Annotated in this window: 20 protein-coding genes; 15 read left to right on the top strand and 5 right to left on the bottom strand. The window is 64.2% G+C overall.

Annotation, left to right across the window (positions count from 1 at the left end; all coding sequences use genetic code 11):
• Positions 1–95: 95 nt before the first annotated feature.
• The 3 genes from NFW30_RS03180 to NFW30_RS03170 form a co-directional block, all read right to left on the bottom strand.
• Positions 96–1685, bottom strand: coding sequence for a nitrite reductase (locus NFW30_RS03180; RefSeq protein WP_295356359.1), 1590 nt, complete (start codon positions 1683–1685; stop codon positions 96–98).
• Entirely contained in the window at positions 1682–2878 is a 1197-nt protein-coding gene (gene nirJ / locus NFW30_RS03175) for a heme d1 biosynthesis radical SAM protein NirJ (protein ID WP_295356357.1), read from the bottom strand. Before nirJ ends, NFW30_RS03180 begins: the two co-directional genes overlap by 4 nt.
• A gap of 173 nt (positions 2879–3051) precedes the next feature.
• Positions 3052–3675, bottom strand: coding sequence for a DUF4337 domain-containing protein (locus tag NFW30_RS03170; RefSeq protein ID WP_295356355.1), 624 nt, complete (start codon positions 3673–3675; stop codon positions 3052–3054).
• A 330-nt stretch (positions 3676–4005) separates the two neighbouring features.
• Between NFW30_RS03170 and NFW30_RS20030 the strand changes: the two genes are divergently transcribed.
• The 3 genes from NFW30_RS20030 (at position 4006) to NFW30_RS03155 (ending at position 6687) form a co-directional block, all read left to right on the top strand.
• Positions 4006–4290, top strand: coding sequence for a hypothetical protein (locus NFW30_RS20030; protein WP_363322059.1), 285 nt, complete (start codon positions 4006–4008; stop codon positions 4288–4290).
• Between the two features lie 248 nt (positions 4291–4538).
• Complete coding sequence (locus tag NFW30_RS03160) at positions 4539–5219, top strand: response regulator transcription factor (protein WP_295356351.1); 681 nt, start codon at positions 4539–4541, stop codon at positions 5217–5219.
• Positions 5188–6687, top strand: a complete 1500-nt coding sequence (locus tag NFW30_RS03155) for a sensor histidine kinase N-terminal domain-containing protein (RefSeq protein WP_295356349.1) — start codon at positions 5188–5190, stop codon at positions 6685–6687. Before NFW30_RS03160 ends, NFW30_RS03155 begins: the two co-directional genes overlap by 32 nt.
• 155 nt (positions 6688–6842) lie before the next feature.
• Here NFW30_RS03155 and NFW30_RS03150 read toward each other — a convergent pair whose 3' ends face one another.
• Entirely contained in the window at positions 6843–7754 is a 912-nt protein-coding gene (locus NFW30_RS03150) for a LysR family transcriptional regulator (RefSeq protein WP_295356347.1), read from the bottom strand.
• 116 nt (positions 7755–7870) lie between these two features.
• On the opposite strand from NFW30_RS03150, the gene NFW30_RS03145 reads away from it, so the two are divergent.
• From NFW30_RS03145 to tkt, 3 genes are all read left to right on the top strand, one after another.
• Positions 7871–8953, top strand: coding sequence for a class 1 fructose-bisphosphatase (locus NFW30_RS03145; RefSeq protein ID WP_295356345.1), 1083 nt, complete (start codon positions 7871–7873; stop codon positions 8951–8953).
• Between the two features lie 200 nt (positions 8954–9153).
• Positions 9154–10029, top strand: coding sequence for a phosphoribulokinase (locus NFW30_RS03140; RefSeq protein ID WP_295356343.1), 876 nt, complete (start codon positions 9154–9156; stop codon positions 10027–10029).
• 52 nt (positions 10030–10081) lie between these two features.
• Entirely contained in the window at positions 10082–12103 is a 2022-nt protein-coding gene (tkt, locus tag NFW30_RS03135) for a transketolase (protein ID WP_295356341.1), read from the top strand.
• A 30-nt stretch (positions 12104–12133) separates the two neighbouring features.
• On the opposite strand, the gene NFW30_RS03130 is transcribed toward tkt, so the two are convergent.
• Complete coding sequence (locus NFW30_RS03130) at positions 12134–13321, bottom strand: cation diffusion facilitator family transporter (RefSeq protein ID WP_295356339.1); 1188 nt, start codon at positions 13319–13321, stop codon at positions 12134–12136.
• A 251-nt stretch (positions 13322–13572) separates the two neighbouring features.
• Between NFW30_RS03130 and NFW30_RS03125 the strand changes: the two genes are divergently transcribed.
• The 9 genes from NFW30_RS03125 (at position 13573) to NFW30_RS03085 (ending at position 21298) form a co-directional block, all read left to right on the top strand.
• A complete protein-coding gene (locus NFW30_RS03125) occupies positions 13573–14094 on the top strand; it encodes a GNAT family N-acetyltransferase (protein WP_295356338.1) in 522 nt (173 codons plus the stop codon).
• Between the two features lie 6 nt (positions 14095–14100).
• A complete protein-coding gene (gene dapF, locus NFW30_RS03120) occupies positions 14101–14931 on the top strand; it encodes a diaminopimelate epimerase (RefSeq protein ID WP_295356336.1) in 831 nt (276 codons plus the stop codon).
• Entirely contained in the window at positions 14928–15596 is a 669-nt protein-coding gene (locus tag NFW30_RS03115; RefSeq protein ID WP_295356334.1) for a DUF484 family protein, read from the top strand. The genes dapF and NFW30_RS03115 overlap by 4 nt, the downstream gene beginning before the upstream one ends.
• A complete protein-coding gene (gene xerC, locus NFW30_RS03110; RefSeq protein ID WP_295356332.1) occupies positions 15597–16511 on the top strand; it encodes a tyrosine recombinase XerC in 915 nt (304 codons plus the stop codon). It abuts the gene before it with no gap.
• A gap of 3 nt (positions 16512–16514) precedes the next feature.
• The gene (locus NFW30_RS03105; protein ID WP_295356331.1) at positions 16515–16802 is read left to right on the top strand and encodes a DUF1330 domain-containing protein; all 288 of its coding nucleotides are present in this window, start codon (positions 16515–16517) and stop codon (positions 16800–16802) included.
• 1157 nt (positions 16803–17959) lie between these two features.
• A complete protein-coding gene (locus NFW30_RS03100; protein ID WP_295356329.1) occupies positions 17960–18211 on the top strand; it encodes a phosphopantetheine-binding protein in 252 nt (83 codons plus the stop codon).
• A gap of 12 nt (positions 18212–18223) precedes the next feature.
• Positions 18224–19045, top strand: a complete 822-nt coding sequence (locus NFW30_RS03095; RefSeq protein ID WP_295356327.1) for a hydrolase 2, exosortase A system-associated — start codon at positions 18224–18226, stop codon at positions 19043–19045.
• The gene (locus NFW30_RS03090) at positions 18988–20010 is read left to right on the top strand and encodes a hydrolase 1, exosortase A system-associated (RefSeq protein ID WP_363322058.1); all 1023 of its coding nucleotides are present in this window, start codon (positions 18988–18990) and stop codon (positions 20008–20010) included. The genes NFW30_RS03095 and NFW30_RS03090 overlap by 58 nt, the downstream gene beginning before the upstream one ends.
• Positions 20011–20104: 94 nt before the next feature.
• On the top strand, positions 20105–21298 hold the full coding sequence (locus NFW30_RS03085; RefSeq protein ID WP_295356323.1) for a lipocalin family protein: 1194 nt from the start codon (positions 20105–20107) through the stop codon (positions 21296–21298).
• Positions 21299–21798: the final 500 nt, after the last annotated feature.

Here is a 21798-nt window from a genome sequence, read left to right as displayed (position 1 = left end):
CGGTCATGGGCGGGATGCTGGCCGCAGCTGGCTGATGCCCGCCAATTCCTGGCCACGCCCGGTTCCCGCGCACGCTGTCCCCGCGGAACGGTGGTTCAATGGCTTGTCCCCTCGGACCTGCTTATTTTATTCCACACGTTGTACTTTCCGACCGGTTTCCTTGCCGGTATGCGCTTGACTTCGCGCAGGGTCCTGGCGTCGATCACCAACAGCGCACCATCCATCTCCCAGAGGCTGGCCAGAGCGTAACGGCCATCGCGGGTGAATTCGACATGTGCCAGCGTCTGCCCCGGTTCGGCCCTGATCTGTGCCACCACCTCGAGGCTTTGCTTGTCGATCACCTGCAGGACGTTCCGGTTTTCCTTGCTCATCATCGAATCGGTGAAGGCGTAGCGCGAGTTCTCGTGACTGCGAAGGAAGAAGCCGGGGCCCAGGGTCGGGATGTGCTTGACGGTCTCGTATGTCTCGAGGTCGATGATGGTCACCAGTCCGGCATTGAGGTTGGGCGAGGCCATGACCGTCCGCTCGTGGCCGGCCGGGTCTTTCCACTTCCAGGTGATGCCCGATCCCAGGTGCGGCATTCCGGGCAGATCGAGTTCGGCGACCTTCTTTCGACCATCGAGGAAGATCACCTGCCCCTTGGTCGCCGAACGCGATGAACCGAGAATCTCGTCATAGCTCTGGGTAAAGAAGAAATCGTCGAGGTAGTCGGTGAGCAGCGTCCGCCGGGGGTGGAACATCCCCGGTTTGAAGGCGCCCTCCTTGTACTGGAAATCATGCACCAGACCTTCGGCGACCGGCTCGGCTGCCGGATCATAGCTCAGTTCCCAGGCCTCGGGAACGTCCTTCAGCGCAGCGATGAAGCTCTTGCGCGGTGCCGCATCATAGACTGCCGAGACGCGTGAGGTCTTGTCGCCGGCGGCGTTCCAGGTCGGAATGATCCTTGCCAGCGATAGATTGGCTGCGTCGAGGACGACCAGACTGTGCGGCAGATAGTTGGCGACGAGGACCCACTTGCCATCGCTGGAGACCGCTGCATTGCGCGTATTGAGCCCGGCCCGCACCTCGGCGACGACGACGAGGTTGTAGAGGTCGAACTTGCTGATCCAACCATCGCGCGAAGCGAAGTAGACGAAACGGCCATCCGGCGAGAACTTCGGCCCGCCGTGCAGGGCGTAACGACTCGGAAAGCGGTGCAGACGTTCCAGCCTGTCGCCGTCGAGCACCGAGATGTGATGGTCGCCGGTCTCGACGACGATGAAGAGGTTCAACGGATCGGCGCCCTTGAGCCCACGGCCCGGTCGCGCCGGCAGGCGGGCTGCGGCCGCGTCGAAGACGTGCGAGTCGCGGATCTCCTTCTCGCCCCAGACCGGGGCCGGAAGCACCGGCGTGTAGATCCACTCGGCCAGTCCTTGCAGTTCGTCGGCGTTCAGCTTGTCGGCAAAGCCCGGCATCTGCGTCGCCACCCGCCCGTCGCGGATGACGTTGAGCGCTTCCGGTTTGCGCAGACGTTCCAGATTTTCCGGCAACAGCGCCGGGCCGACGCCACCAAGGCGCGTCTCGCCGTGGCAGGCGGCGCAGTGCTCCTGATAGCGTGTCCGCACGTCGCCGGCAGCGGCGGTGCCGGCGACGGCAGCGAGGGCGACGAACAGGCATGGCCAGGAAAGGCGGTGCAGCAAGCTCATGATGCGCTCCGGATGGTGATGGTGCGGCTGTTGGCGACTCGCTCGGTACCCATGGCGACGCCGATCTCAGCGTCGTCGAGATAACAGCCGGGATCCTCGGCCCACGCGTCGCCCGTCAGCTGCTGGGCGCGGACGCGCGTGTTGCCGTTGCAGATGTCGAAGTGTACGCACTCTCCGCAGCGCCCGCCGACCTGGCGCGGGAAGCGCTTGAGGCCCGCCAGCAGCGGATCGGAGAGGTCCATCCAGATTTCGGAGAAGGGGCGCTGGCGAACATTGCCGAGACTGTGGTGCCACCACATGGTATCGGGATGCACATTGCCCAGGTTGTCGATGTTGGCGACGTTGACCCCCGATGAGTTGCCTCCCCATTGCACGAGCCGGGCACGAATGTTCGCTGCGCTTTCCGGGAAGCGCCTGCTGACCCAGTGCAGGAAGTAGACGCCGTCGGCGTCGTTGTTGCCGCTGGTGAACTCCTTCTGCAGTCCGCGTTCCTGGTACTGCCAGCAGGTTTCGAAGAGCAGGTCCATCGCCCACCGCGTCAGCTGGTGCCGGGCGTCCTGGCGGCGGTTCTTGTTGCCGCGACCGGCGTAGTTGAGGTGCGAGAAGTAGAAGCGGTCGATTCCCTCTTCCTCGACCAGGCGCAGCAACTGCGGCAGATCGTGCGCGTTCTCCTGCGTCATCGTGAAGCGGACGCCGATCTTCAGGCCGAGGTCGCGGCACAGGCGGATACCCTGCAGCGAGGCATCGAAGGCCCCGCTCATCTGCCGGAAACGATCATGCGTTGCACCTATCCCGTCGAGCGACACGCCAACGTAATCGAAGTCGCAGTCGGCGATGCGATCGATGTTGGCGGCGTCGATTAGGGTGCCGTTGGAAGACAGGCCGACATAGAAGCCGAGTGACTTGGCGCGGCGGGCGATGTCGAAGATGTCGGGGCGCAGCAGCGGCTCGCCGCCGGAGAGAATCAGCACCGGCACGCGAAAACGCCGCAGGTCGTCCATCACGGCGAACACCTCGTCGGTTGTCAGTTCGCCGGGGAAATCCCTGTCGGTGGAAATCGAGTAGCAGTGCTTGCAGGTCAGGTTGCAGCGCCGAACGAGGTTCCAGATGACGACTGGCGCTGGCGGGTTTTGCTTCGGTCCGGCTGGTCGCGGCGTCGAGAGTTCCTGCATGAATTGCGAGATGCGAAACATCCAGCGATCCTCAGATGAAATCGGGCCATTAGAGAGCAGCGGCGGCCAGCTGGCGTTGACGTGGATCAAGCGCTTGCCAGCGCCGGCGTTGGCGCCGTGACCGGCGTGGCAGGGCAGGCGCCGCGTCCATGCCGAACGCTGCGCTGCCTGTCAGCGGAGAACGCCCGTCGGTTTCAGCCGAAAGCTCCGGCCTGTGCGTAGGCCATGACGCTGAATACGGCCCCGGTGCCGCCGAGCACCACCATCAGCCCATAGAAGATGTTGCGCATCCGCTCGCCCTTCAGGATCAGGCTGACAGCGCCCATGACGAGGCAGATCTGCAGAAAGAAGGTGGCGATGTCGAAGGTGTCCCCGGCTGCGCCCAGCATCTTGGCTTCCGCTTCCCATTCGCGGGCGCCCTTGACGGTGCCGAGCTTGCCGTCCTCTTCAAGAACCCAGTTCTCCTGCCCGACGGCGGCCGAGCCCAGGAGGATCTCCTTGCGCTCCTTCTTGTAGCGGGCGATGTCCTTGTCGAGCGTCGCCATCAGGGTGCCCATGCGGGCTTCGCTTTCGGGAGGAATCACGCGCGACTCCAGGAGTATCCGCAGCATGTCGCACTGCCCTTCGACCAGTGACTGCTTGATCCCCTTCGCCTGAAACCAGTCGAAGGCATTCGCCTTCTGGTTGTGAGCGATGATCTCGTCGTCCCCGTACTTGCCGGCTCCGAGGTCGTTTATCGCCAGCACTGCTGCCAGAACAGCCAGCGTCAGGCCACAGAGCACCTCGAAAGTGCTGGACTTCTCGCTTTCATCACTCATCGTGCGTCTCCTCTTCTGATCGCTATGTGAAGGGCGAATTCTAGCGAAGGTGCGCCTCTTGTTGCCGGGAAAAGCGCTGCCCGCCGCCATGCCTGATGCGACGATGGACAGCCGGGCAATCCGGCGTGGAGCGGGCTGCGCTTGTCTGGCAGTGTCGTTTCGGCAACTGTGCGTGAAATCCTTGGCGGCGTCTGGTAGTGTGGGGGCTCGTCCATCACGATCCGGGGTTCTGCCGATGCTCGCATCCATTGCTCTTGACGACTGGATGACCGGCCGTTCGCGGAGCACACCGTGGAGGCCAATGCGGGACCGGGTGAGGCGATCTCTCGCATGCAGAAGCACCGGCAGAAACCGACCCTGTTCCTGCGGGTGCCCGGCGCCTCACTCGCCAACGACACTTGCGAGCGGGTCCTGATGAAGGCGATCCTGCACCAGAAGAACGCTCTGTTCCATCGCACCTTGAATGGTGCGCGGGTCGGTGACCCCTACATGGGCCTGATGCATACCGCAGAACTGAACCGGCGTGAAGCTGGTGCGGCTCGGCAAGAGCGGCACAGGCAAGATCACACAACTCGATACGCTGCTGGATCGTTCCAGCATTGCAGCAGCCAATGAACGATTTTTTGCTACACTCCGCCGGTGGACCGGCAGGCAGCATTGGCGGTCCCCATCCGGCTTCGGCAGGAACAGGCTGAGGTCGAGAAGGCGAAAAAAGGTGGCGGGGAGCACCTGGTGCAGTTTCAGGTGCTCCCCGAGTCCGGCTGAAGCCGGAACTCCAAGACCATAAAAGGAGAACAGCATGCGCAGTCTAGGATGGCGGGCTTACAGACAGCTTACGGAAGTGGCCGCGGGGGCTTGATGCCATGCGCATCCTGCTTGCCGAAGACGACAGGATCATTGCCGATGGTCTCTGCCGGTCCCTGCGCCATGGTGGCTATGCGGTCGACTGTGCCGAGAACGGTATCGACGCGGAGACGGCACTGTTGACCAATGCCTATGACCTGCTGATTCTTGATCTCGGCCTGCCCAAGCTGCCCGGCCTCGATGTGCTGCGGCGGCTGCGGGCGCGCAAGGCGAACACACCGGTATTGATCCTGACCGCGCTCGACGCGATCGACGACCGGGTCAGGGGCCTCGATCTCGGTGCCGATGACTACATGGCGAAACCGTTCGAGCTGGCCGAGTTGGAGGCTCGCGTACGCGCGCTGAGTCGCCGCTCGTCGGGGACGACGAGAGTAATGGAGTGCGGGACGCTGACCTTTGACCAGACCGACCGCTGCGCATTGATCAATGGCGAGAGGCTCGATCTGTCTGCGCGTGAACTCGGTATCCTGGAGATATTGCTGACGCGCGCCAACCGTCTCGTCAGCAAGGACCACCTCGTCGATCACCTATGTGGCTGGGGCGAGGAAGTGAGCCACAATGCCATCGAGGTCTATGTTCACCGCCTGCGCCGCAAGCTGGAATCGACTGGTGTCAACATCATCACCATGCGCGGGCTGGGCTATTATCTTGAGAAGCCTGCGGACGAGAGACGGCCCTGACATCCAGCGGTCGCTGTTCGGCGAGATTCTCGACTGGATGCTGGCGCCGCTGCTGTTCGTGTGGCCGATCAGCATCGCGCTGACACACTACTTTGCCAACAATGTCGCAAGCTATCCTTACGATCAGGCTTTGCGCGAGCACGTGGCGGCTCTCTCGCGGCAGGTCAGTTTCGTCGATGGTGAGGCGCATCTGGCGCTGCCGGGATTGGCGGAGGTATTTCTGCGGGCGGATGAGATCGACACCGTGTACTTCCACCTGCTGGATCCTGACGGCAGGCTGCTGGCAGGTGACCCGGAGTTGCCCGCGCCGGCGAACCCGGGCGGACTGGCGCGTGGTGAGTTCGGCGAAGCACAACTGCGCGATGACGAGTACCGCGGCCAGCCGATGCGGATCGCCTACCTCTACCTGCCGCAGCCGGGTGAGCCGGGTGCATCGGGAGAACGTCGCGGGGTACTCCTCGAGGTTGGCGAGACGACCGAGAAGCGTGCGCAACTGGCCAACAAGATCATCGCCAGCGTCATCGTGCCGCAGTTCGTCATCATCCCGCTGGCCGTCGTCCTGGTGTGGTTCGGGTTGTCACAGGGCCTGCGCCCGCTGACCCGGCTGCGCAACCGCATCGAAGCGCGCCGCGAGGCCGACCTGTCACCGATCTCGCTGGGCCGCGTTCCTGAGGAACTGCGGCCGCTTACCGAAGCGTTCAACTCCATCCTCGCTCGCATGCAGCAGAACGTCAGTGCCCAGCGGCGCTTCATCGCCGACGCCGCGCACCAGATGCGGACTCCCCTGACAGGGCTGAAGACGCAGGCGCAGCTGGCGATGCGTGAGACCGATCCAGGCGAACTGAAACATGCGCTCAGGCAGATCCTGACTGGGGCTGATCGCGCCTCGCACCTGGTCGACCAACTGCTGGCCCTGGCACGCGCCGAAGCCAGCGATCGTGCCCAACAAGCCCTGCTGACGCTGGACCTCGATCATCTGTTGCGCGAGGTCGTCGAAACCTGGGTCATCCGTGCACTCGAGAAGCGCATCGACCTTGGCTACGAGCGTGCCGGCAAGGTGCTGATCGACGGCAATGCCTTCCTGCTGCGCGAGATGATCAACAATCTGCTGGACAACGCGCTGCGCTATACGCCGGTCGGCGGGCGGGTCACCGCAAGGGTCGCAGCCCTTGGCGATTTCGTCGTGCTCGAGATCGAGGACAGTGGGCCTGGGATTTCCGAGGACGAGTCACTCAAGGTCTTTGATCGGTTCTACCGCGGCGAAGGAACCGGCGTGGAAGGTAGCGGCCTTGGTTTGGCGATTGTCCGCGAGATCGCGGAAGTTCACAAGGCGGCGGCGAGCTTGCGGCCGAAAGCGCGGGGCGTCGCCGAAGGGGAAGCGGACGGTTGTGTCGCCCGCATCGTCTTTCCCGCCCACCGCCCGCCGCGACAGCCGCTGCAGGAACCGGTGCAGACGGGTTTCGCCTGACAAGTCGTGCATGTGGATTGGACGAATCGTCGTGATCGGCCCGCAATCAAGAGGCGAGCCAACGACGCGACCCGCCGGTTCGGGGAATCGTCACCCTTGCACGTTCCTCTTCAGCGTCGCCGGCCGGCCGACGATGGCGCGAGCCATGGGGGCGCTCAGGCAAGTGTGCGCAGGTAAGCCGGAGCACACTCGATGACGAAATCCCAGAAGGCGCCCAGCGCGGGAGTCAGATGTTTGCTCTTGTGACGGACGATGTGCCAGCGACGCATGACTGGGGTGCCCTCAACATCGAGAACATGCAACCGGCCGGCAGCCAGCTCAAGGCCAAGCGTATGGGCCGAAATGAAGCTGATCCCCAGGCCAGCCACGACGGCCTGCTTGATTGCTTCGTTGCTGGCCATTTCCATGCCGATTCGGGGCCGGATCGCGTGTTCGTGAAAGAACTCTTCCATTGCCGAGCGCGTGCCCGATCCGGCCTCGCGGACGATCAACGTCTCGTCTGCGAGGTCCTCGACCGCCAGGCAGGGAGCACCGACGAGCGGGTGTTCCCTGCCGGCGACGATCACCAGTGGATGTGGTGCAAAGGCGACGGCAATGGCGTCCAGGTCCGCTGGAGGGCGCCCCATGATCGCCAGGTCAACCTCGTTGTTGGCGAGCAGACGACTGACCGTTGCACGGTTGTCGATCAGCAGTCGAAGGCGGACGTCGGCTTGCGCCTTGCGGAATTCGGCCAGCAGACCCGGGGCAAAGTACTCCGCCGTACTGGCGACGGCGACCGCAATCCGCCCACCCTTGAGTCCCTTGAGTGCCAGCAGGGCCTCGTCCGCCTCCTTCAGTGACTGCAGGATCTGGCGCGTGTGAGCCAGCAGGATTTCGCCCGCTTCGGTAAGAAATACCCGCTTGCCAATTCTCTCGAAGAGCAGCGTGCCGCTCACGTCCTCGAGTTGCTTGATCTGCAGGGATATCGCCGCATGCGTCAGATGCAGCTTCTCCGCTGCACGGGCAAAGGACAGATGGCTTGCTGCGACCGAGAAGATCTGGAGCTGGCGTATCGTGGCATTTCTCATTGATTAGCTTTCGTTAAACAACTGTGGAAGTACGTTTAACTTTATATTTTGTTTGTGGCCGCTAGAATGGGCCCAGTCACAGCCCGAGCTGAATTCGTGATTCCTGGAGCAAGCCCATGTTATGCGGACGGACCAACGTTAACAAGTTTCTGGTTGAAGAGCAGCGACGCAACCCGGCCTTGATCGGTGACGTGTCGATGCTCATCAGCGACGTCGTGCGCTCCTGCAAGACGATCGGTCAAGGGGTCTCGCGTGGTTCCCTGGCGGGTGTCCTTGGCGATGAGGGCAGCCGCAACGTGCAGGGCGAGGTGCAGAAGAAGCTCGACGTACTGGCCAACCAGGCTTTCCTGCACCACTGCGAATGGGGTGGGCACCTGCGGGCGATGGCATCGGAGGAGATGGAAGACATCCACCCGATTCCCCCTGAACACCCTCGCGGCAACTACCTGCTGGTCTTCGACCCACTCGACGGCTCTTCCAACATCGACGTCAATCTGTCGGTTGGCAGCATCTTCTCGGTCCTCCGCTGTCCCGACCATACCACGGGGCAGCCGCCGACAGCAGCCGATTTCCTGCAGTGTGGCAGTCGTCAGGTGGCGGCCGGCTACGCGATCTACGGCCCGTCGACGATGCTCGTACTCACCGTCGGCAATGGCACGCACGGCTTCACCCTCAACCGCGACATTGGTGAGTTCCTCCTCACCCATCCCGATCTGGTGATCTCGCCCGATACCCGTGAGTTCGCGATCAACGCTTCCAACGAGCGTTTCTGGGAACCACCGGTGCAACGCTACGTTGCCGAGTGCCTGCAAGGCAAGAGCGGCGTCCGCGGCAAGGATTTCAACATGCGCTGGGTGGCATCGATGGTTGCCGAGGTGCACCGCATCCTCATGCGCGGCGGTGTCTTCATGTATCCCAGGGACAGCAAGGATCTGTCGAAACCCGGCCGCCTGCGTCTGTTGTACGAGGCCAATCCAATGGCCATGATCGTTGTCCAGGCCGGTGGCCAGGCTTCGACGGGCGACGAGCGGATCCTCGAAGTGCAGCCGACCAGCCTGCACCAGCGAGTGCCCGTGATTCTCGGTTCGCGCAACGAGGTCGAGCGGATCGAGCGTTACCATCGCGAACATGCATGCGGCGAGGATCAACCGTTCCGCTCGCCGCTCTTCTCGACCCGGACCCTTTTCCGGGATGACTGAGCCGTGGTGATGCGAAATCTTCACGAGCGGGTCGCGATAGCGGGTGAGTGCGAGGCAGGGACGGGACGGATCGACTGGAGCGGCACGGAGCGAGGTCGTCGGCGACGTCGCTGACTGGCGCTGCAGCAGATTCATCAACAACCAACGGGATCGACGGGCGGAGTCCGGCGATCCCACATCAACCCGCGGAGTCACTCCTCATGTCGATCAGGAATCCAGTCATCGCGATCACCGGCTCGTCCGGCGCCGGCACGACCTCGGTCACGCGATCGTTTCAGCACATTTTCCGGCGTGAACGACTCAACGCCGCGATCATCGAAGGTGACAGTTTCCACCGTTACGATCGCGAGGGAATGCGTCAGCAGATGGCTGAGCGCGCTCTCGCCGGCGACCACCATTTCAGCCATTTTGGCCCCGAGGCCAATCTGCTGTCTGAACTCGAGGGCCTGTTCCGTGACTACGGCGAGACGGGTCGCGGCAAGAGCCGCCACTACGTGCACGATGAAGACGAAGCCCTGCGCTACGGTGCGCCACCGGGAACCTTCACCGACTGGGCCGAACTGCCCGCCGGCACCGATCTGCTCTTCTACGAAGGGCTGCACGGCGCGGTCACGACCGACACCGTCGACGTCGGCCGCCACGTCGATCTCTGCGTCGGCGTCGTGCCGATCATCAACCTCGAGTGGATCCAAAAGCTCCACCGTGACAAGGCGCAGCGCGGTTACTCGACGGAGGCGGTGATGGACACGATCCTGCGCCGGATGCCGGATTACATCAACTACATCTGTCCGCAGTTCTCGCGCACGCACGTCAACTTTCAGCGCGTGCCGACGGTGGACACCTCGAATCCCTTCATTGCCCAGGACATTCCCACGCAGGACGAGAGCATGCTGGTGATCCGCTTCGCGAATCCGCGCGGGATCGACTTCTCCTACCTGTTGAGCATGTTGCACGATTCCTTCATGTCGCGGCCGAACATCATCGTCTGTCCCGGCGGCAAGATGGGGCTGGCGATGCAGATCGTCTTCACGCCGATGATCCTGCAACTCATGGACCGCAAACGCCGGCATCGCTGACAGCGAGCCGCGCCAGCGCCCAAACATGCCCTGATCGAAGAAGGAGATCGTCTTGCCCACCGAGTCCCGCAAGTTCCGCCGGCGCTGTGCCAACGCACTGCGTTTTCTCGCCATCGATGCCATCCATGTGGCGAACTCCGGTCATCCCGGCATGCCGATGGGCATGGCCGACATTGCCGAGGTGCTATGGCGACGCCACCTCAAGCACAATCCGGCCAATCCGGGCTGGGCGAACCGTGATCGCTTCGTCGTCTCCAACGGTCACGGATCGATGCTGCTCTACGCCCTGTTGCACCTGTCTGGCTACGATCTGTCGATCGCCGACCTGCAGTGCTTCCGGAAGCTGCATTCGAAGACACCCGGGCACCCCGAGTTCGGTGTGACGCCCGGTGTCGAAACCACCACCGGACCTCTCGGTCAGGGCCTGGCCAACGCGGTCGGAATGGCAGTCGCCGAACGGTTGCTGGCGGAGAGCTTCAACCGGCCCGGACACCAGGTCGTCGATCACCATACCTATGCCTTCGTCGGTGATGGCTGCCTGATGGAAGGCGTATCGCATGAGGCCTGTTCGCTGGCAGGGCGACTGTCACTGTCGAAGTTGATCGTCTTCTACGACGACAACGGAATCTCGATCGACGGTCACGTGCAGCCCTGGTTCGCCGACGATACGGCCAAGCGCTTCGAAGCCTACGGTTGGCGCGTGCTGCCCCACTGCGATGGCCACGACGTCGATTCGATCGAAGCCGCGATCCGCGTCGCCAGGACCGCCACCGGGCGACCGACGCTGATCTGCTGCAAGACGATGATCGGTTTTGGCTCACCGAACAAGGGCGGCACGCACGACGTCCACGGCGCCCCACTGGGCTCCAGCGAGATCGCCAACACGCGACGCCAGCTCGAGTGGCCATACCCTGCCTTCGAGGTTCCGGCCGACGTGCGGGTGGGTTGGGATGCACGTGGCAAGGGCGAGGCTGCCGAGTATGCGTGGGACGCCGGTTTCGCCGCCTATCGCGAAGCCTTTCCGGAACTGGCACGCGAGTTCGAGCGTCGGATGCGGGGCGACCTGCCTGCCGACTGGAACGTGCACGTGGCAGCGTTGCTTGAGCGTTGCTCCAGGCAGGCAGGCGCGGTCGCGACGCGCAAGGCATCGCAGGAAGCCATCGAGGACCTTGCGCCGACCCTGCCTGAACTGCTCGGCGGTTCGGCGGACCTGACCGGTTCGAACCTCTGCAGCTGGACTGGAACCCGACCCGCCAACCGCGAGGCCGCCGGCAACTACATCAACTATGGCGTGCGCGAGTTCGCCATGACGGCAATCGCCAACGGCATTGCGCTGCACGGCGGCTTCATCCCCTATACGGCGACCTTCCTCGTCTTCTCGGATTACGCGCGCAACGCCATCCGTCTCGCAGCGCTGATGAAGCAGCGGCAAGTGATGGTCTATACGCACGACTCGATCGGATTGGGCGAGGATGGTCCGACACACCAGCCGATCGAGCAGGCGGCGTCGCTGCGTCTGATCCCGGGCCTCGATGTCTGGCGTCCGGCCGATTCCGTCGAGACTGCCGTTGCCTGGGTCGCCGCCCTCGAACGTGCTGACGGTCCTTCGTGCCTTCTTCTTTCGCGCCAGAACCTGCCGGCCCTGTCGCGACCACCGGAGCAGATCGCCGACATCCGGCGCGGCGGCTATGTCCTGCGCGAAGCGGCGGCCGGTGATGCGCGACTGATCCTGCTGGCGACGGGCTCAGAAGTCAGCCTCGTTCTGGAGGCGCAGGCCGTGCTGTCGCAGCAGGGCATCCCGGTTCGTGTCGTCGCCATGCCCTGCAGCGAGCGTTTCGATCGGCAGCTGCCAGCGTATCGCCGCCAGGTTCTGCCGCTGGCGACGCCGATACTGGCCGTCGAGGCCGGGCATCCCGATCTGTGGTGGAAGTACGTGGGCACGGCTGGCGCGGTGATCGGCATCGACCGCTTTGGCGAATCGGCGCCGGCGGCCGATCTTTACCAGTTCTTCGGCATTACCGTGGACGCGATCGTGGCGCGCGCGCGGAACCTGTGCGGCTGGGCCCCCGGCTGACACCTGGCTGCCCGTCCGCCTTGTGGACCTTCAGCGGCCGCCGGCGAAGACCCGCAGTCGCTGATTCAGGCTCAGTGAGCCGACCTGCGGCAGATCTGCCAGAAGCGCGGCGATGTCCTTCTCGAGTCTCGCCAAGGCGGCGCTGTCCGTGGGAATGCCAGCCGCCAGAAGGATCTCGGCCTCGACCCGGCCGCCGAGATAGTGCAGCACGACGTGCTCCGGGGCGGGAAGCCCGACGAACGCGGGCGCCAGGTGCTTCATCAGTTCGTCGCGGTCGGGCAGCCCGTGGCTTGCCAGGTCATGATCGAGATCGTCCTCGACGTCCACATGGACGAGCACGTCCGCCACCGCCGAGTGGCTCTCGAGCACCCGCTTGCGCGTCATTTCGGCGATCCGGTGCCCTTCCGAGACACTGACCCGCGGCTCGACACAGACGTGGGCATCGACCAGCGAACGATGCGCCATGCGCCTCGTCCGCAGTTCGTGCAGGCTGCTGACGCCGGGGGTATCGACGATGACCTGGCGGATGCTGTTGACCTCGTCGATCGACAACCCGGTGTCGATCAGTTCCTGTACCGCCTCCCAGGCGAATACCGTCCCCATGCGAACGATCATGAAGCCGACGATCACGGCGGCAACCGAGTCGGCGAACGTGTAGCCGAGAAGATTGCCGACGATGCCGATGGCAACGACGAGCGACGATGCCGCATCCGAGCGGGCATGCCAGGCGTTGGAGATCAGCATTGGTGACCGCAGGCTCTCACCGACATGCAGCATGTAGCGGAACAGTCCTTCCTTGGCGGCCAGCGCGACGATGGCTGTCCATAACGCCATTGGTGCCACCGGCGGCAGGTCCTCGAGCGACTGCAGCTTGACGCCGGCACTCCAGATGATTCCCGCGCCGGTCAGTGCCAAGATGGCACCCAGTGCGAAGGAGGCTGCCGTTTCGATGCGCGCATGGCCGTAGGGGTGGCTTTCGTCAGCCGGATCCTTGCTGTGGTGCGCCGCGAACAGGACGAGAAAGTCGCAGACGAGGTCGGAAAGCGAGTGCAGTCCATCAGCGATCAGGCCTTGCGAGTGGGCAACGATGCCCGCAACGACCTGCGCGCCGGTCAGCAGAATGTTCACCAGGACGCTGACCCAGGTCACCCGTTGCGTCATGGCGTGTCGCTCGGGGTGGTCGTAGGCAACCGCCGGTTCGTCGTCCAGGATGCTCATGCGTTCCTCCCCAGTCGTTGATCCTTGCTCGCGATTCTACAGTCGATGGCGCGGCACCGTCTCGTCGTGGCCCGGCCGCAGGCGCCGCGCGGCGCTGCCGGGCCGGCAGTCTCGCTGCTCGACGTTAATGCAGGCTTAAGGCGGCAGCCCACCTCCGCTACAATCGCGAACTTTGACCGGGAGCGGCGACGCGCGGTGTTCCCACTTGCATCGCCTTCTCTGGCCCAACGAACACTTGCGGCGGAACTTCAATGAATGTCCTGATCACCCCGGTCAGCGCGGCAGACGTCGATTCGCTGATCGCCCTGGCGCGGCAGGTTTGGCAACGGACCTACCCGGGAATCATCAGCCAGGAGCAGATCGAATACATGCTTGCACAGCGCTACGGTCGAGACCGCCTGCTGGCCGAACTGGAGGAGCCGGGAATCTGGTGGGACAAGGCGACAGTGGGCGGTTGCCTGGCGGCCTTTTCATCCTGCATCGTCATGGCTGGCGGGAGCGAGATGAAACTCGACAAGCTTTACGTCGACCCGCTGCGGCAGCATGGCGGCATCGGTGGCCGGCTGATCGAGGAGGTCGAGCGCCATGCGCGCGTCGCCGGCTGCCGGGCGCTCATCCTGGCCGTCAATAAGAGCAATGAGCCTGCCATTGCCGCCTACCGCCGGTACGGTTTCGTCGTCCGCGATTCGGTCTGTGTCGACATTGGCCACGGCTTCGTCATGGACGACTTTATAATGTTCAGGTCACTGCCGCCTGGGGCAGGCTTCCTGTGAACGCCAATGCTGCTTACCTTCGTCAAGATGCACGGTCTCGGCAACGATTTCGTCGTCCTTGACGGTGTGCGCCAGTCGCTCGAGTTGAACCGAGAGCAGCTGCGCCGGCTCGCCGACCGGCATTTCGGCGTCGGCTGCGACCAGGTGTTGCTCGTCGAGGCGCCGACACGGCCCGGAGTGGACTTTCGCTATCGAATCTTCAATGCCGATGGCGGCGAGGTTGAACAGTGCGGCAACGGGGCTCGCTGTTTCGTCCGTTTCGTGCACGAGCAGGGGCTGACGACGCGCCGCCAGATCCGCGTCGAGACGATCAGTGGCGTGATCGTCCCGTGCCTCGAAGAGGATGGTTCGATCACGGTCGACATGGGGCCGCCGGAGTTCCTGGCCGACCGGATTCCGTTCGTCAGCGACGTGGATGATGTTCTGCAGCCCCTCCGGCTCGCCGACGAGGAGATCGTGATCACCGCTGTCGGCATGGGCAATCCGCACGCCGTGCAGCTCGTCGACGATGTCGATAGGGCGCCGGTCGAGCGTCAGGGTCCGGCCATCGAGTTCCATCCGCGCTTCCCGCAGCGTGTCAACGCCGGTTTCATGCAGGTGATCGACCGACACGCGATTCGCTTGCGGGTCCATGAGCGCGGTGCGGGCGAAACGCTGGCCTGTGGCAGCGGTGCCTGTGCGGCGGCAGTGGCCGGAATTGCGCGTGGCCTGCTGGATTCCCCCGTCCGCGTCGCCACGCGAGGAGGTGAGCTGCTGGTCGCCTGGTCGGGCAAGGATGCTCCGGTTTTCATGACCGGCCCGGCAGTGACAGTATTCAAGGGAGAGATCGAGTTATGAGAGCGGAAGAGGTCGCGCGCTACCTGCAGGACAATCCACATTTCTTCGAGCAGCACGCCGATGTGGTGGCCAACATCGTCGTGCCGCATCCGCATGGTGGTCGGGCAATCTCGATCACCGAGCGACAGATGCTCGCGCTGCGCGACAAGAACCGGCAGCTCGAGGGCAAGATGGGCGAGCTGCTGCAGTTTGGCGAGGAGAACGATGTGCTCGGCGCCAAGATGCATCGGCTGGCGGTCGGGATGATCGCGGCGCGGAGCTTCCAGGCGGTGCTGCACACGCTCAACCTCCATCTGCGCGATGACTTTGCTGTACCGCATGTTGCCGTACGTCTCTGGCGGCACCCCGAGGGCCGTGAGGAATTGCCGGAGTTTGCGGAAGTCGGTGAGGAACTGCAGGCTTTCGCGGAAACTCTGGTGCAACCCTTCTGCGGTTCGACCAGTGGCTTCGAAACCTCGTCCTGGTTCGGTGAAGCCGCCAGGCACGTGCGGTCGCAGGGACTGATCGCGATCCGCGATGGCGGCGCCACGCGGGGAATGATCGCGCTTGGCAGTGAGGATTCCGAGCGCTTCTATGCCGGCATGGGAACGATCTACCTCGAGCGTCTCGGCGAGATGGCAGCGGCAGCGTTGGCACGCGTCCTCGGAACCGACACGGGATCCTGAATGAACGCGGGCGACAACGCGGCGAGTGTTCGCTGCTACCTCGAAGAACTCGCACAGCAACGGCGATCATCGGTGCATACGATCAGAAGCTACCGTCACGACCTCGGACTCCTTTGCCGCTTCCTCGGCGAGTTGCCTGGCGAAGCCGGTCTGGCCAGCGTGCAGCCGCATCACATACGCCGTTTCGTCGCGCAGTTGCACGTGTGCGGGCTCGGCGGCCGGTCGCTGGGCCGTACGTTGTCCGCCTGGCGTGGTTTCTATCGCTGGCTCGGCCAGCGCGGACAGGTGAACCACAACCCTGTCGATGGCGTCCGTCCGCCGAAGAGTCCGCAGGCGCTGCCCAAGGTGCTTTCGCCTGACGAAGCGAATCGGCTTCTTGCGGCAGGGAGCGAAAACGTGCTGCAACTGCGCGACCAGGCAATCTTCGAGCTCTTCTATTCGTCGGGGCTGCGCCTGGGTGAGTTGGCCGGGCTCGATCTGTCATGCCTCGAAGAACTGCTGGCCGGAGAGGTGCGGGTGCTCGGCAAGCGCAACAAGCCGCGCATCGTGCCTGTCGGCAGCAGGGCGAGGCTGGCGGTGGCAGATTGGGCGGCGCAGCGCTCGAGCCTGGCGGCGGAAGACGAAGCGGCCCTCTTCGTCAGCCAGCGTGGCACGCGCCTCGGTGTGCGCATGATCCAGTTGCGCCTGCAGCGTCGTGGCCTGGCGCAGGGTCTGCTTGCGCGTGTGCATCCGCACATGTTGCGCCATTCCTTCGCCTCGCATGTCCTGCAGTCCTCGGGAGATCTCCGTGCCGTGCAGGAGATGCTCGGTCATGCCAGCATTGCCTCGACGCAGGTCTACACGCACCTCGACTTCCAGCACCTGGCTGCCGTCTACGATCAGGCACATCCGCGTGCCAAGCGCAAACCGAGTTGACCGGTGAGCAAGGTCATCGGCCTGATACGGATCATCGAGCCAATGGTATTCGAGGCCTATCGCGGCGAAGTGGGCAGGACGGTTGCGGAGTTTGGCGGCCGAATCCGCTGTCGCGGTTCGGTGACAGAGGTGTTCTGGAACGAACTGGGCTGCGAAGGCTTCGAGGCAGTGGTCGAACTCGAGTTCGACCGACTCGAGGACGCGCGGGCCTGGGCGACCAGCGAGAGCTATGGCAAGCTGCTGGAAGTGCGAAGCAGGGCAATGCGAGTGACGCTGTTTGCTGCCGAGTAGCTCCTCCTGAAGCTTCCTGGGCTTGCCGAGCCGGCTTCCGCCCTTGTTCCAGGATGCCAAGAGTCTGCGGGGTTCCTGTTCGGGCATGATGTGGCAGGTGCCAGCAAATCGTCGTCAGCGTGTCCGGATAGGGTCTGGGAGCGCGTGAGCTGCAGGGCGCGGGGCGGTGTTGAGCAGTTGAGCAACGCGGCCGAGTGGCCGCGCTGTCCCGGAGCCACTCGGATCGTCCCTGGTTGCCATGCCGGCTGCGCCCGCGACTGGATCGCCATCGCCGACGCGCGCTGCCATGCTCCAGGCGGCGTAACGTGCGCGGAATTGCCGGCGAGCAGGCCAACGGCTGTCCGGGAGAGTGGAAACGCGCTGCGCGAGACGATCAGGCGGGCGAAGCCGGATCACCCTTCGGCCCTGGTGCCCCCTTCGGCCCGGTCGCCCCCTTGGCACCGGCAGGTCCGGGCGGACCTTCCCCGCCTTGCGGCCCCGCTGGTCCGGCTGGTCCGGTCGGGCCCGCCGGACCAGCCGGACCAGCCGGACCCGGGTCTCCTTTGGCTCCGCTTGGACCGGTCTTGCCTTGTGGACCAGCCGGTCCGCGACTTCCCGGCGGTCCAGCAGGACCCTCCTTGAGCTTGAGTTGTGCGAGTTCTGCCTCGATTGCCGCGACTCGATCGTGCAGGGCCTGCAACGGATCAACGGCAGATGCTTCGTGGGACGCGGCCTTGGCTGCCGCAGACTTCTTCCTGTCCTTTTTCTTCGACATCTCTGGTCTCCTCTCATCAACAGGGTGCGCGGAGCAGCGCTGGGAAAGTCTCCGCTACGGACTAGAACATGGAAACCCGAGCCGGTCAACGGCTTGCTGTCTGTCATGTTCGATGCCGGACGGCTATGACATTCGTTTCGCTGCGGCTGCCTGCGGGAACCGGCGTTCGGCGGCAGGTTGAACGCAGTCTCCGACCCCGCCACGCCTGCATCGCTCGGCATGAGGATCATCATCTGCCGGTGCCCTGCAGTTTCCGGGAAAGCCTGGCGAGCGGACTGGTTCCGCCTTGCTTGCCGCCTGGGCCGTGAGGTATCGCACGGAGCCCGCTGCCCGCCTCGGTATAATCGATTCCGAACCCCTGCCGCAAGCGAGGCTGGTGGGCGTTGAACGCACTGGAGACGAAATGGATATCACAAGCGAGGTGGTTTCAGTTCTTGACGAGGTGTTGAGCCTGAATGGAAGGGCGCGGACGTTTTCGCTCGATACTCCGCTTCTGGGCGCGCTTCCCGAGCTCGACTCGATGGCGGTGGTGGCGTTGATCACGAACCTGGAGGAACGCTTCGGCTTCTGCGTCGACGACGACGAGATGGACGGTTCGGTCTTTGCTTCGCTGGCAAGCCTGGTCGATTTCGTCACTCGCAAGATGGGCGGCTGAACTCGCCTGCAGATGGCCCTCGAAGCTTTTTTTCTGCCGGCCAACCCCGGACAGCGCTTCGCGCTGCTGCACTGGCCGGACCATGCGTGCAAGCTCAGTGGTGCCGTCGTATTCGTGCCCCCATTCGCCGAGGAACTCAACAAGTCGAGACGGATGGTGGCCTTGCAGGCACGGGCGATGGCGGCTGCGGGATACGCCGTCCTGCAGATCGACCTGCTGGGCTGTGGCGACAGTTCCGGTGATCTGGTCGATGCCTCTTGGGAAGCCTGGCTTGACGACGTGGAACTCGCCTGCGCCTGGTTGCAGCAGCGGACCAGAGCACCGCTGTGGTTGTGGGGCCATCGCACGGGCTGCCTGCTGGCCAACGAGGCAGCCAATCGGATGCAGTGCGCGGTTGACCTTCTGTTCTGGCAGCCCGTCCTCGTTGGCAAACAGTACCTGCAACAGTTCCTGCGTCTGAAGTTGGCGGCAGAGCTGGCTGGAGGTGACGGCAAGGGCGTCATGGAGGCGTTGCGTCAGCAGTTGCGACAGGGGCAGCCGGTCGAGGTCGCTGGTTACATGTTGCCAGCGGCCGTGGCGGACGGGCTGGAGAAGGCCGAATTGCTCTTGCCGCATCGTTCGGGCCGGGTCGAATGGATCGAGATCTCGAGTCGCCATGATGCCGGCTTGTCACCTGCCGCAGTTGCCCGCCTGACGCAATGGCGGGCGGCAGGGCAGGAAGCGCGCGGCACGGTTGTGAATGGCCCTGTCTTCTGGCAGACCAGCGAGATCAGTGAATGCAACGCGCTGCTGCAGGCCAGCCTGTTGGCGATGCAGCAGGCTCCGGCAACATGAGCGTCGTCGAACAGGCTGTGCTCTTCCCTTGCGAAGGCGACCAGTTGGTCGCTGTCGTCGCGGCGCCCTGGCACGCGCCAAGCGCTGCAGGCGCCGGCAGTGAGCCTGGCAGCGACCGGTGCGACGGCATCCCCGGGACCGATGGACTCGCAACGACCGCTTCGCGAGATCTGCCTGTGCCCGAGTGCGGTGTCCTGATCATCGTTGGCGGTCCGCAGTACCGGGTTGGCAGCCATCGCCAGTTCGTCCACCTGTCTCGCCGACTGGCAGCCGAAGGCTATCCGTCGATGCGCTTCGACTACCGCGGGATGGGCGACGCCAGCGGGGCCATGCGCAGCTTCGAGGAGGTGCGGGCCGATATCACCGCGGCCATCGACGCCTTTCAACGCTGCCTGCCATCGCTGCGACGGATCGTCCTTTGGGCTCTGTGCGACGCCGCCTCGGCAGCCCTGCTGTATGTCGATGCGACGCGCGACGCGCGGCTCACTGGTCTCGTGCTGCTCAATCCTTGGGTACGATCAGAGACCAGCCAGGCGCGGACCCAGATCAAGCACTACTACGGTCAGCGCCTGCTGCAGAAGGAATTCTGGTCCAAGCTTGGCAGCGGCCAGATGGAGGTGGGCCGGTCCGTTCGGGAATTGCTGGGCGCGGCGCTGCGCTCGCGTCGGCGGGCCGCGGCCGCGACGGCCCCGGCGCGACAATCGTTCCAGGATGGCATGGCAGCCGGGTGGCGCGGGTTCGCGGGGCAACTCTTGCTCGTGCTCAGCGGCAACGACTACACGGCAAAGGAATTTCTCGAGTATACGGTTGCCGACCAGACTTGGTTGGGCCTGCTGGAGGCTGCCAACGTGCGTCGGGTTGACCTTGACGACGCTGACCATACCTTCTCTTCCAGTCAACTGCGTGCGCGGGTGGAAGACGCGACCCTGTCGTGGTTGGCGGCACTCGAAGGTGGCTGGCGATGAAGCGACGCTGCCGTGCGGCGGAACGCGAGCCCGCTCGATCGGGCCTCGTGCCGCTCGTCAATCCATTCGGTCTTGTTCCACGAGGGCCATTGCAATGAACACAGGAATATCTCATGCCTATGGCAGTGAACGCCGCCCGCGGGGCAGAGCCCGACCCGGATCTTCGCGCTGGTTCAGGCGCTATCGCTGGCTGGTCATTTCTGGCTGGTTGCTCATCATGCTGGCCATCGGCTGGGTGCTGATCTTCCGCTCGGAGAGAGCTCCTGTCGCGGCTGCTTTGCCTCCTGCAACCGAGCGCCCGCAGGCGAGCGGCAAGTCGGCGGCGGCGATGCCGCCAGTCAGTCTGCCTGCCGACGACGCTCCGCATGCCATGCTCACGGAATGGTGGTACTACAGCGGGCATCTGCAGACGGCCAGCGGCGAGCGCTTTTCCTTCCACCTGGCCACCTTCCTGCGGCAGGGCACCCTGACTCACACGGTCTTTCACGGATCGCTCCTTGACCACCGCAATGGCAAGTTGTACAGCGAGCAGTCCCGTACTGCGGGCAACCCGTCGCAAGGTCGCAAGAACGGTTTCGACTTCAGCCATGGTCCCTGGCTGATGCGGGGCGAGGGTTCGCGACACTTCGCGAAGATGGCGGGCAAGGGCTTTGCGCTCGACCTGCAGCTCAACGACCAGTCACCGCCAGTGTTGCACCAGGCACCGGGAACGCCGCAAGCTGGTCTGCTCGACTTCGCGGCGGCTGGTCTGAGCTACTACACTTCACGCCCGCGCATGGCTGCCGAGGGCACTCTGACGATCGATGGCCAGGCGATGCCGGTCACTGGCGACGTCTGGTTCGATCATCAGTGGGGCGATTTCGAGGCTGCGCAGCTGCGCTGGAACTGGTTCGCCCTGCAGCTCACGGACGGCGCCGACATCATGTTGTTCGAACTCTTCGATCGTCAGGGTGCTCCCGTGTTGCGAACGGGGACGCATGTCAAGGGCGGTATCGTGACCGCGCTCGGCGCACAGGACTTCACGACGACGTCGCACGGCAGCTGGACGAGTCCCGCTTCGGGCGTTGTCTATCCGGTGGACTGGACAATCTCGCTACCGGCCTGGGATGCGCGGCTGAAGATCGAACCAGCCCTCCGCGCCAGCGAAATGGACGCGCGAACGACGACGCTCAACGTCTATTGGGAAGGTGCTGTCAAGATTGGCGGGTCGCATGCTGGCCTGGGCTTTATGGAACTCAGCGGCTACGGTCCGAAAGCGGGGCAGGGAACCAGGGGCGGCAAGTCCTGAGTGGTGAGCACGGTCCCGCAGCGCCGTGCCGCCGGGCGGCGAGAGCGCGAGCTGCGGACCACTGATTCCGGGCCGCGTCCACAGACGGATAGCCGATGCCTGGCGCAACAGCGTCAGGCGAGCGAAGGACAGCCCCGTCGCCAGCGGGAGAGACCGTCTGGCGCCTGCCGCGAAGACTGGATGGCAGGTTCTGCGGCGCCCCCGATCAGGTGCGCCTTTGCCCGCCCGGCGAGTCGCCTTCGGGGTGTCTGGCTGCTCCGACAGGTGGCGGTGGGCTGCGCGCCGGACTGGTTGCTGGCCGCTTGACGGGTGCCGTGTCGCGTAGAATCGGCAGTGCGTCGGTCGACAGGCGCCGCTCGTGAGCGAACCCGAGGGCCGTGTCCGCGTCTCCTTTCGCTGGCAACAGACCACATTCGGTGAGGCGGCTCTACCAGTGCAGAGGATCCAGCCCTGAAGCATGACCCCCGAAAGCCAGTGATCGCAAGGCTTTGCGGCCCCTG

The sequence above is a fragment of the Accumulibacter sp. genome (genome assembly GCF_023806635.1).
In the GTDB taxonomy this organism is placed as follows: domain Bacteria; phylum Pseudomonadota; class Gammaproteobacteria; order Burkholderiales; family Rhodocyclaceae; genus Accumulibacter.
This window is presented reverse-complemented; position numbering and strand designations above follow the sequence as displayed.